Raw genomic sequence first — 11,607 nt, 5'->3', positions numbered from 1 at the left:
ATGTTGTGGCCAGGGACTCTGATCGGAGCCGGAGCGGGCTTTGCCATAGCCAGCATTCCGGGGGCCATGCTCGGTGCCTTGTTGGGACAGGCGCTGGACCGGCGCATGCACTTGCAGAGCTGGGGGCATTTGCGGGAAAAACTCGGCGGTCGGCCGGTGTTGCGCAACGATGAACTGTTGTTTGTGTTGCTCGGCCGGTTGGCCAAGATTGACGGGCGCGTGGTCGATGGTCACATCCAGCAGGCGCGTCAGGAGATGCGCTCACTGGACATGACTGAATCGGCGCAACGCCGTGCGATTGCTGCGTTCAATCGCGGTAAATCGGGGCATGACCGGTTGCGGGGTTATTTGCGCCGCTTGAGTGCCCAGCCCCATGCCGCTGAAGGCGTTTTGCGCGCCTGTTGGCGGATGGTTTGGGCCGATGGTCGTGCGGGTACCCGTGAGCGAGAGTTGCTTGCGCAGTGGGGCAAATGGCTGGGCTGGACGCCGCAGCAAGTACTGGCCTTGGCCCAGGACTATGAGCCGCAGAAACGCCAGCTCAGCAGCGCTGTGACTTATCAGGAGGCTTTGCGGCTACTGGGGGTTTCGGCGACCAGTGAGCCGGCGCAGATCAAGCGGGCTTATCGGCGTCTGCTCAGTCGTCATCATCCGGACAAGATTGCCGGATCCGGGGCGACGGCGTTGCAGGTGCGCGAGGCAACGGACAAGACCCGCGAATTGCATAACGCTTATACGTTGATCAAGGCGCGGCGGGATTTTCGCTAGCCGACTGTAAGGTCAAAAGATCGCAGCCTTCGGCAGCTCCTGCACAGGGCTATGCGTACACCTGTAGGAGCTGCCGAAGGCTGCGATCTTTTGCTTTTACTCAGTCCGCCACCGGCTGCGGATTCAACCAGCCTCGAACCCGGCGAAACAACTGCTCTTGCTCTGCCTTGGCATTGCCCGGCAACGCCTTGAGCGAGACCTGGCTGAACGCCGAAGTCTTCAAGCGTTTACTCGCCTGCAACCGTTCCAGCGCCGCATTGCGATCCAGCGGCTTGTCCATATAGAAGAGGTCGGCGGTCGGCAGCTTCAAGGTCGGGGTCAGCTCGGCCAGCGCGGGTTTACCCGTCAGCGGCGTCTGAGCGGCGATCATCACCAACCTTTCCACTTGCGCCGTTTGCTTCTCGCTCAGGTAACGAGCAGCCCAATAAGCCCCGGTGCCATGCCCCAACACCACGACGCGGCGAGCGCTTTGCTGTTCGGCAAAGGCAATCGCGGCGTCAATGCGGGCGAAGATTCGCTCGGCGTCTGCCTTGGCCTGTTCCTCGGTGGTTTCAGCGATGGCTTTGTCGGCGACATCCGCTTCACCACCGGCGGCCTGCTCGATAGGCGGGGCGGTGGTTGCGTCTTTGCTGGCGGCTTCAGCCGTTTTGGGCGCGAGCGCTGCCGAGACGATACGTGGCGCAATGGCATCGCTTTGCAGGTCGGGCAAGGTGATACTCAGGCTGCTCCACTCGGCGTCCGGCAATTTGTTACGCAAAGGGCTGATGACTTGCGGCCAGTCAACGGTTTCACCGGCGCCAGGGATGATAATCACCGCACCCTTGGGCTCGGCGGTGTTGGCCGGTTTCCACAAGGCGAGAAAGGTGTTGGCCCCGGCCTGAAGTTGTTGCTGTTCCTGGGCGGGGAGTTGTCGCTCAAGTGCCGTCGCTTCTTCCTGACTACGCTCAAGCAGCGGCTGACGCTCGACCGGTTTTGCTTCGGCGGGTTTCCCCGCCGCGGCCGGTGCAGGGTCGGCGGCCTCGACGGAAAAGGCGCAAGGCAGGATCAGCGACAGGCACAATGCTGGCAGTGCCAGGCGGTAGACAGGGGGCATCGGATATTCCAGGCCAGAAGTTAATCCGGCAGCCTAATGGGTTGATCAGTATTTGTCAGTGTGTGGGACTTCAATGATGCGTTTTCGCTGCCTGTGGGTTATCGGCTGTTTGTGGTTTCCCTTGATGAGTTGGGCGGCGCCCGCGCCCCCGGCGCACGTTGCCCAGTTGTCATCGGCCCAGCAGCAATGGTTGGCGCAGCACAACGAATTGAGGGTCGGGCTGGTGCTGCAGGCGCCGTATGCGCAGTACGATCGGCGCTTGCAGCGTTTGTCCGGGGTTAACGTCGAATTGATGAAATGGCTGGCCACGTCGCTCAAGGTCGAGCTTAGCTGGCGCAACTTCCCTGACGTCGAGCAACTGGAAGCAGCGGTGCGCGACGGTGAAGTCGATATCGCCCCGGGCTGACCCAAACCCCCGGTGGATTAAGGCTCTGGCAGTTTTCCGACCCCTACATGCGCGTGCCGCAACTGGTCGTCAGCGACCAGAAGAGCACCGGTGTGGTGGAGCTGGAAAAACTCGACAGCCAGACCCGCGTCGCGGTGCGCATGCCCAGCGCCACGGCCGATTATCTGCGCGGCAATTATCCGCATCTGAACCTGCAAGGCGTACCGATCGAGCGCCAGGCGTTGCAGTTGCTGTTGAGTCAGCAGGCCGTTTACGCGGTGATTGATGAGGCGCAACTGGGGCGCTTGTCGGCCGAGCCCGAATTTTCCGGATTGGTGGTGGTGGGCGACATTGGCTTGCCGCAACTGCTGCGGGTGGCCACGCGCCGGGACTGGCCGGAGCTGGCCGGTATCGTCGAAAGCGCGCTGCGGGCGATTCCGGCCAAGGACCTGGAACAACTTCACAACCAATGGCTGCAACCCAAGTACCCGCGCTTATCCGAGTCCCTGGGTTCTGGCAAAACCTTTGCCTGCTGCTGACGGTGTTGCTGCTGAGCTGCATGGCCATCGTGTTTTGGCAGCGACGTCAGCAACACAACCTCGAGCAACGGCTGCTGGCGGCGCGGGAAGACATCGCCTTGCGCGAAGCCAGTGAAGAAGCCCTTCGGCTGACCCAGTTTTCGATTGATCAAAGTACGGTCGGCATTCTGTGGGTCAACTGGGACAGCCACGTGCGTTACGCCAATCGCGCCGCCGAATCGATGCTTGGCTATCCGGCGGGCGGGATCATCGACCGGCCGCTGATTGAGTTTGAGCCCGGCCTGCACATGGACCGCTGGCTAAACCTGTGGAAAAGCGCGCGGGCCAGCGAGGAAGCCCCACAAAGTTTCGAAACCAGTTGTGTAAGGGCCGACGGCAGTATTTTGCCGGCGGACGTTTCGCTGAGTTTCTTGCGTTTTCGCGATGGCGAGTACCTGGTGGTCTACCTCAATGACGTCACCGAGCGCCGTCGGGCGCTCGCCGCGTTGCAGGAAAGCGAGGCGCGGTTGCAAGGGATCGCCGCCAACGTTCCCGGATTGGTCTTTCGTCTGGAACGGGCGCCGGTGACCGGTCAAATCGATTTTGCCTACATCAGTGAAGGCAGCGAGAGCCTGGTCGGTTACTCGCCGGCGACCCTGGCCCATCGGGATAAAGGCCTGCGCAGCCTGGTGCACCCGGACGACAAGGCCAGTTATCACCGGACTCAGGATCATGCGCTGGACACCGACAGTGACTGGTCGTGGCAGGGGCGGATTCTTACCCGCTCAGGTGAACAGCGCTGGGCTGAGATAAAAGCGATCACCCGGCGGCTGGAGGGCGGGGCGTATGTCTGGGACGGGATCGTCTGGGACATCAGCGAAAGCAAGCGCATCGAGCTGGAACTGGCTAGCTCCCGGGGCAATTGCGCGAGTTGTCGGCGCACCTGGAAAGCGTGCGGGAAGAGGAAAAGGCCCGCATCGCTCGGGAAGTTCACGACGAACTGGGCCAGATGTTGACCGTGTTGAAACTGGAAACCTCCATGTGCGAACTGGCTTACGCCCAGCTCGATCCGGGGCTGAACGAACGCTTGAACAGCATGAAGCGGCTGATCGCTCAGTTGTTTCAATTGGTCCGCGATGTGGCCACGGCGCTGCGGCCACCGATTCTAGACGCCGGCATCGCTTCGGCCATTGAATGGCAAGCCCGGCGTTTCGAGGCGCGCACGCAGATCCCGTGCCTGGTACAGGTGCCGGAAAATCTGCCGGTACTCAGCGATGCCAAGGCGATTGGCTTGTTCCGGATTCTTCAGGAAGCACTGACCAATGTCATGCGCCATGCCCAGGCGCATACTGTCGAACTGACATTGGCGTTGGAAGGCGACCAGTTGTGCCTGACTGTCAGCGATGATGGCGTAGGGTTTGTTCCCGATACAGGTCGGCCAACATCCTTTGGCGTGGTGGGTATGCGCGAGCGGGTGTTGATCATGGGCGGGCAGTTGTCGCTTGAGAGTGAACCGGGGGAGGGCACGACCCTGAGTGTGCGTGTGCCGCTGGACCGTTAAAGATCGCAGCCTTCGGCAGCTCCTACGCCGAACGCATACCCTGTAGGAGCTGCCGAAGGCTGCGATTTTTGGCGTGAAGGCAATAAACGAGGAGAAGCTTGTGATCCGTGTACTGGTAGCCGAAGACCACGCCATCGTCCGTGAAGGCATCAAGCAATTGATCGGCCTGGCCAAGGACTTGCTGGTGGTGGGGGAGGCGAGTAATGGCGAGCAACTGCTCGAAACCTTGCGCCATGTGCCCTGCGAAGTGGTGTTGCTGGACATCTCCATGCCCGGGGTCAATGGCCTGGAGGCGATTCCACGGATTCGCGCGCTGAACAATCCGCCGGCAATCCTGGTGCTGTCGATGCACGATGAAGCGCAAATGGCTGCCCGTGCGTTGAAGGTCGGCGCTGCCGGCTATGCAACCAAGGACAGCGATCCGGCACTGCTGCTGACGGCAATCCGCAAAGTGGCGGCGGGCGGGCGCTACATCGACCCGGACCTGGCAGACCGGATGGTTTTCGAAGTGGGCCTGACCGATTCACGGCCGTTGCACTCCTTATTGTCGGAACGCGAGTTTTCGGTGTTCGAGCGTCTGGCCCAGGGCGCGAACGTCAACGACATCGCCCAGCAACTGGCCCTGAGCAGCAAAACCATCAGCACCCACAAGGCGCGGCTGATGCAGAAGCTCAACATCAGCTCACTGGCGGAACTGGTGAAGTACGCCATGGAACACAAACTTCTCTAAACAAGAACGCAATCCCCCGTAGGAGCTGCCGAAGGCTGCGATCTTTTGATCTTGGTCTTCAGCGATCCTGAGGGCGCCAAAAGATCGCAGCCTTCGGCGGCTCCTACGGGGCGCGCGTTGGCATGTCCATTTGCGACATCCTGAAAACCTGATTTTGCCTGTTCTTGCGGCCTGCAGCTTGCAACTCGCCGCTACCCTATCGAATCCCGCCATCCGTGTAGGGCAATCCCTACCCCCAAACTTCCATCCGGCTGAGGCGATTCTCTCCTGCGCCCCGATTTGCGTGGTCCCCAGCGTCCACTAGGCTTAGCCCACAAGCAGTCATCAACAACAAAGGTGTGGGTATGAGCCAGGTCGATTCAAGTGCAGGGGCCAATGACATTCTGGTCAGCTTTCGTGGAGTGCAGAAGAGCTACGACGGCGAGAACCTGATCGTCAAAGACCTCAACCTGGACATTCGCAAAGGCGAATTCCTCACGCTGCTCGGGCCCTCTGGCTCCGGAAAAACCACCAGTCTGATGATGCTCGCCGGTTTCGAAACCCCGACTGCCGGTGAAATCCTGCTGGCCGGGCGCTCCATCAACAACGTGCCGCCGCACAAACGCGACATCGGCATGGTGTTCCAGAACTACGCCTTGTTCCCCCACATGACGGTGTCCGAGAACCTCGCATTCCCGCTGACCGTGCGCGGCTTGAACAAGAGCGACGTCAGCGACAAAGTCAAAAAGTCCTGAGCATGGTCCAGCTCGACGCCTTCGCCCAGCGTTACCCGGCGCAACTGTCCGGTGGTCAGCAACAGCGTGTGGCCTTGGCCCGCGCCTTGGTGTTCGAGCCGCAACTGGTGCTGATGGACGAACCGCTCGGAGCGCTGGACAAACAGCTGCGCGAACACATGCAGATGGAAATAAAACACCTGCACCAGCGCCTCGGCGTGACCGTGGTCTACGTGACCCACGACCAGGGTGAAGCCCTGACCATGTCCGACCGTGTGGCGGTGTTCCACCAGGGTGAAATCCAGCAAATTGCCCCGCCGCGCACACTCTACGAAGAACCGAAAAACACCTTCGTCGCCAATTTCATCGGTGAGAACAACCGCCTCAACGGCCGCTTGCACAGCCAGACCGGCGACCGCTGCATTGTCGAACTCGGCCGTGGTGAAAAGGTTGAAGCCCTGGCGGTCAACGTCGGCAAGACCGGCGAACCCGTCACGCTGTCAATTCGCCCGGAGCGCGTGAGCCTCAATGGTTCGAGCGAGTCCTGCGTCAACCGCTTCTCAGGGCGGGTGGCGGAATTCATCTATCTGGGCGACCACGTCCGGGTTCGCCTGGAAGTTTGCGGCAAGACCGACTTCTTTGTGAAACAACCGATTGCCGAGCTCGATCCTGCGCTCGCCGTCGGCGACGTGGTACCGCTTGGCTGGCAGGTCGAGCACGTTCGCGCGCTCGACCCGCTTTTAGAGGCGAACTGATCGCCCCCCGCAATACCAACACCAACCCTGCACGTGGAGAGAACAATAAATGTTGAGATCCCTGAAATTCACCGCCCTGGTCGTGGGCATGATGGGTGCGGCACACGCGATGGCCGCGGGTCCGGACCTGACCGTGGTGTCCTTTGGCGGGGCGAACAAGGCCGCGCAGGTCAAAGCCTTCTATGCACCGTGGGAAGCGGCCGGCAACGGCAAGATCGTCGCGGGCGAATACAACGGCGAAATGGCCAAGGTCAAAGCCATGGTCGACACCAAAAGCGTTTCCTGGGACCTGGTAGAAGTTGAGTCGCCAGAACTGTCCCGTGGTTGCGACGAAGACATGTTCGAGCAGCTTGATCCGAAGTTGTTCGGCAAGGCCGAAGACTATGTCAAAGGCGCTATCCAGCCGTGCGGCGTGGGTTTCTTCGTGTGGTCGACGGTGTTGGCCTACAACGCCGACAAGCTGAGCTCGGCGCCGACCAGTTGGGCGGATTTCTGGGACACCAAGAAATTTCCTGGCAAGCGCGGCCTGCGTAAAGGCGCCAAGTACACCCTGGAATTCGCTTTGATGGCCGACGGCGTAGCGCCGAAAGACGTCTACAAAGTGCTGGCCGGCAAAGATGGCCAGGACCGCGCGTTCAAGAAGCTCGATGAACTCAAGCCAAGCATTCAGTGGTGGGAAGCCGGCGCACAGCCGCCGCAATACCTTGCGTCCGGTGACGTGGTCATGAGCTCGGCTTACAACGGCCGGATCGCTGCGGTACAGAAAGAAAGCAACCTGAAAGTCGTGTGGAACGGCGGCATCTACGACTTCGACGCATGGGCCATTCCAAAAGGCCTGGATAAAACCCGTGCCGAAGCGGCGAAGAAATTCATCGCTTACTCGGTCATGCCGCAGCAGCAGAAGATCTACTCGTCAAACATCGCCTACGGCCCGGCCAACATCCAGGCCGTACCGTTGCTGGCCAAGGACGTGTTGAAAGACATGCCGACCACCCCGGAAAACATCGCCAACCAGGTGCAGATCGACGTCAGCTTCTGGGCTGATAACGGCGAGCAACTGGAACAGCGCTTCAATTCCTGGGCTGCCAAGTAGGCGCTGCCGAAGGCTGCGATCTTTTGATCTTCAGCGGTCCTGAAGCCGCGAAAAGATCGCAGGCTGCGCCAGCTCCTACAAGGGACGGCGCATGTTTCAAAAACACCGATGCAATGCGGCATCACCTTATGTGATGCCGCCCATCCAAAGATTTCCGGAGTACGCCATGGCTATCGCCGTTCCCCTGAACGCGGGCACTGACCCCACCTTGAAGCAGCGGCTCAAGCACGCCGAGCGGATCAATCGCTGGAAGGCCCAGGCCTTGATTGCGCCGCTGGTGCTGTTTCTGTTGCTGGTGTTCCTGGTGCCGATCGTGGCGCTGCTCTACAAAAGCGTCGGTAACCCGGAAGTGGTCGGCGGCATGCCGCGCACGGTGACGGCTATCGCCAGTTGGGATGGCCGTGGCCTGCCCGCTGAACCGGTTTACAAGGCTGCGAGCGAAGACCTCGCTGAAGCTCGCAAGAATCAGACTTTGGGCGACCTGTCCAAGCGCTTGAACATGGAGTTGGCTGGCTACCGCAGCCTGTTGACCAAAACCGCTCGCGCCTTGCCGTTCGCCAGCGAACCGGCCTCTTATAAAGAAGCACTGGAAGCGCTCGACGAACGCTGGGGTGATCCGGCCTATTGGCAGGCTGTGCGTCGCAACACCAGCAGCATCACGCCGTACTACTTGCTGGCGGCGGTCGATCACCGCATCGACGACCTCGGCGAAGTGGCACCGGCCACCCCCGATCAGGCGATCTATCTCGACATCTTCGCTCGCACGTTCTGGATGGGCCTGGTCATTACCGTGATCTGCCTGTTCCTGGCCTATCCGCTGGCGTATCTGTTGGCGAACCTGCCGTCGCGCCAAAGCAACCTGCTGATGATTCTGGTGCTGCTGCCGTTCTGGACCTCGATTCTGGTGCGCGTTGCTGCGTGGATCGTATTGCTGCAATCGGGCGGGCTGATCAATAGCGGCCTGATGGCCATGGGCATCATCGATAAGCCGCTGGAGTTGGTGTTCAACCGCACCGGGGTTTACATCTCGATGGTGCACATCCTGCTGCCGTTCATGATTCTGCCGATCTACAGCGTGATGAAAGGCATCTCGCCGACCTACATGCGAGCCGCGATTTCCCTCGGTTGCCACCCGTTCGCCAGTTTCTGGCGGGTGTACTTCCCGCAGACTTATGCCGGTGTCGGCGCCGGTTGCCTGTTGGTGTTCATCCTCGCCATCGGCTATTACATCACCCCGGCCTTGCTGGGCAGCCCGAACGATCAGATGGTCAGTTACTTCGTCGCCTTCTACACCAACACCAGCATCAACTGGGGCATGGCGACCGCGCTCGGTGGGCTGCTGCTGTTGGCGACCGTGGTGCTGTATCTGATTTACAACTGGCTGGTGGGCGCCAGTCGCCTGCGCCTGAGCTAAGGGGAGAACCAAATGCTGAGTCCTTATATGTCGCCCATTGAACGGGTGTGGTTCTACAGCTTGCGCATGCTCTGCGGGCTGATCCTGTTGTTCCTGATCCTGCCGGTGCTGGTGATTATTCCGCTGTCGTTCAACTCGGGCAGTTTCCTGGTGTACCCGTTGCAGGGCTTCTCGCTGCACTGGTATCAGGACTTCTTCGCCTCGGCGGAATGGATGCGTTCGCTGAAGAACAGCATCATCGTCGCCCCGGCGGCCACGGTGCTGGCGATGGTCTTCGGTACGTTGGCGGCGATTGGCCTGACCCGCGGTGACTTCCGGGCAAGGCGCTGGTGATGGCGCTGGTGATTTCGCCGATGGTGGTGCCGGTGGTGATCATTGGTGTGGCCAGCTATCTGTTCTTTGCCCCGCTGGGTCTGGGTAACAGCTTCTTCTCGCTGATCGTGGTACACGCGGTGCTGGGCGTGCCGTTTGTGATCATCACGGTGTCGGCCACCTTGCAGGGCTTCAACCACAACCTGGTGCGGGCCGCTGCGAGCCTCGGTGCTTCGCCGCTGACCGCATTCCGTCGAGTGACCTTGCCGTTGATTGCACCGGGGGTGATCTCCGGGGCGTTGTTCGCCTTCGCCACCTCGTTCGATGAAGTGGTGGTGACGCTGTTCCTCGCCGGCCCCGAGCAAGCAACCTTGCCACGGCAGATGTTCAGCGGCATTCGCGAAAACCTCAGCCCGACGATTGCTGCCGCTGCGACGCTGCTGATCGCCTTCTCGGTGATCCTGCTGCTGACGCTGGAATGGTTGCGTGGGCGTAGCGAGAAATTGCGTACCGCGCAGGTATAACGCAGTCCCCCGTAGGCGCTGCCGAAGGCTGCGATCTTTTGAACTTGATCTTTAGCATCAAAAGATCGCAGCCTCGTTTCACTCGACAGCTCCTACACAGCTCCTACACAGCGGTTACCCAGCTCCGGCAGTGGTTTTGTGAGGTAGTCGCGATGCTTGGTCATTCATTGCCTGAATAACAGACAAACTCCAATCCCCAGCTACTATTGTGCCCAGCTCCCCCAACGATAAGAGGCTGCGCACATGAGTCTTTCCTCTTTCAAAATTGCCCACAAACTGATCACTGGCGCCGGTGCCATCGAGCAACTGGCGGCGGAATTGACACGCCTGGACATCGACAACCCGCTGATCGTCACTGACGCCGCCCTGGTTAAATCCGGCACGGTAGAGCTGGCGTTGGCGCAGCTGGGCGATCGCACGTACGAGATTTTCGACCGCGTACTGCCCGACCCGGAAATCGGCATCGTCGAAGACTGCATGCGCGTCTACCGCGAAGGTGGGCATGACGGGCTGATCGGCCTGGGCGGCGGCAGTGCCATCGACATTGCCAAAAGCGTGGCGGCCTACGCCGGTTACCACGGCGCGCTGGAAGACCTGTTCGGCGTCGATCAGGTACCGCGCAAAGGCCCGCCGCTGATCGCCATCCCGACCACCGCCGGCACCGGTTCGGAAGTCACCAACGTGGCGATCCTTTCCGACAAGGTCGCGCAGTTGAAGAAAGGCATCGTCAGCGATTATCTATTGCCGGATGTGGCGCTGGTCAGCCCGCAAATGACCCTGACCTGTCCGCGCAGTGTCACCGCCGCCAGCGGCGTCGATGCGCTGGTGCACGCCATCGAATCCTATCTGTCGCTAAATGCCTCGGCGATCACCGATGCCCTGGCGATTGGCGCCATAAAGCTGATTACCCAGGCGCTGCCCAAGGCCTACGCCAACCCGGCCAACCTGCAAGCCCGCGAAGACATGGCCACCGCCAGCCTGATGGCCGGCATGGCGTTCGGCAATGCCGGGGTCGGTGCGGTGCATGCGTTGGCGTATCCGCTGGGCGGGCGCTACAACATCGCCCACGGCGTCAGTAATGCCTTGCTGCTGCCGTATGTCATGACCTGGAACAAAATGGCTTGCGTCGAGCGTATGCAGGATATTGCCGAAGCCATGGGGGTCAAGACTGCTCACCTGAGCGCCACCGATGCGGCGGACAAAGCGGTGGATGCGATGACTGCATTGTGTGCGGCGGTAGAGATCCCACGGGGCCTGCGCAGCTTCGGCGTGCCCGAGGATGCGATCCCGGCGATGGCCGTGGAAGCGGCGGGAATCGAGCGTCTGATGCGCAACAATCCGCGCAAGTTGAGCGCCGTCGACATCGAAAAGATCTACCGGGCGGCGTATTAGGGGGCGTTTTCCATTAGTTTCCGCGCCGCGCCGGGTCTGCTGTTGTGCAGGGCAAGGCGGGAGACGCGTGGTTTGGTCATTCCAAATGAGCTTCGATCAACGCGGCCCTGCACAACAGCAGGCCCGGCCCTTCGGGGTGTGCCTTAAAGCGGGCCAGGCTGCGTTGCAGGCCTTGGAAAGGGGCAACCATTTCCAGCGGCCTGCAACGCAGCCTGGCCCGCTTTAAGGCGACAACGCGGCGTGGAAACCAATGGGGAACGCCCCCTGGAGCCTGCCGTTAATGTCTGACTGAAGGCAGGCCCAATCATCGCGGTCACAGTGCGCGCGTCAAAGCATGAGGTATACAATGCGC

General features: G+C 60.8%; 7 protein-coding genes and 3 pseudogenes. 9 read left to right on the top strand and 1 reads right to left on the bottom strand.

Translation table 11 applies throughout. The features are described 5' to 3' along the window. Positions 1-765 (top strand): TerB family tellurite resistance protein, encoded by a 765-nt coding sequence (locus JFV26_RS03285; protein WP_201189697.1) that lies wholly within the window; start codon positions 1-3, stop codon positions 763-765. A 100-nt stretch (positions 766-865) separates the two neighbouring features. On the opposite strand, the gene JFV26_RS03280 is transcribed toward JFV26_RS03285, so the two are convergent. Then, complete coding sequence (locus tag JFV26_RS03280) at positions 866-1,858, bottom strand: alpha/beta hydrolase family protein (RefSeq protein WP_201189695.1); 993 nt, start codon at positions 1,856-1,858, stop codon at positions 866-868. 73 nt (positions 1,859-1,931) lie between these two features. Here JFV26_RS03280 and JFV26_RS03275 point away from each other — a divergent pair. The 8 genes and pseudogenes from JFV26_RS03275 (at position 1,932) to JFV26_RS03245 (ending at position 11,255) form a co-directional block, all read left to right on the top strand. Then, a pseudogene (locus tag JFV26_RS03275) lies at positions 1,932-4,322 on the top strand (PAS domain-containing sensor histidine kinase). 100 nt (positions 4,323-4,422) lie between these two features. Further along, on the top strand, positions 4,423-5,052 hold the full coding sequence (locus JFV26_RS03270; protein WP_201189693.1) for a response regulator: 630 nt from the start codon (positions 4,423-4,425) through the stop codon (positions 5,050-5,052). A 344-nt stretch (positions 5,053-5,396) separates the two neighbouring features. Beyond that, a pseudogene (locus JFV26_RS33285) lies at positions 5,397-5,854 on the top strand (ABC transporter ATP-binding protein); the annotation flags it as partial. A gap of 45 nt (positions 5,855-5,899) precedes the next feature. Further along, positions 5,900-6,520: an ABC transporter ATP-binding protein gene (locus JFV26_RS34380; RefSeq protein WP_446739898.1), complete on the top strand. Its 621-nt coding sequence runs from the start codon at positions 5,900-5,902 to the stop codon at positions 6,518-6,520. A gap of 49 nt (positions 6,521-6,569) precedes the next feature. Beyond that, a complete protein-coding gene (locus tag JFV26_RS03260; RefSeq protein ID WP_201189692.1) occupies positions 6,570-7,613 on the top strand; it encodes an ABC transporter substrate-binding protein in 1,044 nt (347 codons plus the stop codon). A 166-nt stretch (positions 7,614-7,779) separates the two neighbouring features. Further along, positions 7,780-9,027, top strand: coding sequence for an ABC transporter permease (locus tag JFV26_RS03255; RefSeq protein WP_201189690.1), 1,248 nt, complete (start codon positions 7,780-7,782; stop codon positions 9,025-9,027). Positions 9,028-9,039: 12 nt separating this feature from the next. Further along, positions 9,040-9,863 (top strand): annotated as a pseudogene (locus JFV26_RS03250) (ABC transporter permease). 243 nt (positions 9,864-10,106) lie between these two features. Further along, positions 10,107-11,255 carry an iron-containing alcohol dehydrogenase gene (locus JFV26_RS03245; RefSeq protein ID WP_201189688.1) on the top strand — a complete coding sequence of 383 codons (1,149 nt, stop codon included), beginning with the start codon at positions 10,107-10,109 and terminating at the stop codon, positions 11,253-11,255. Positions 11,256-11,607 lie beyond the last annotated feature (352 nt).

Source organism: Pseudomonas sp. TH31 (genome assembly GCF_016650815.1).
Taxonomy (GTDB): domain Bacteria; phylum Pseudomonadota; class Gammaproteobacteria; order Pseudomonadales; family Pseudomonadaceae; genus Aquipseudomonas.
This window is presented reverse-complemented; position numbering and strand designations above follow the sequence as displayed.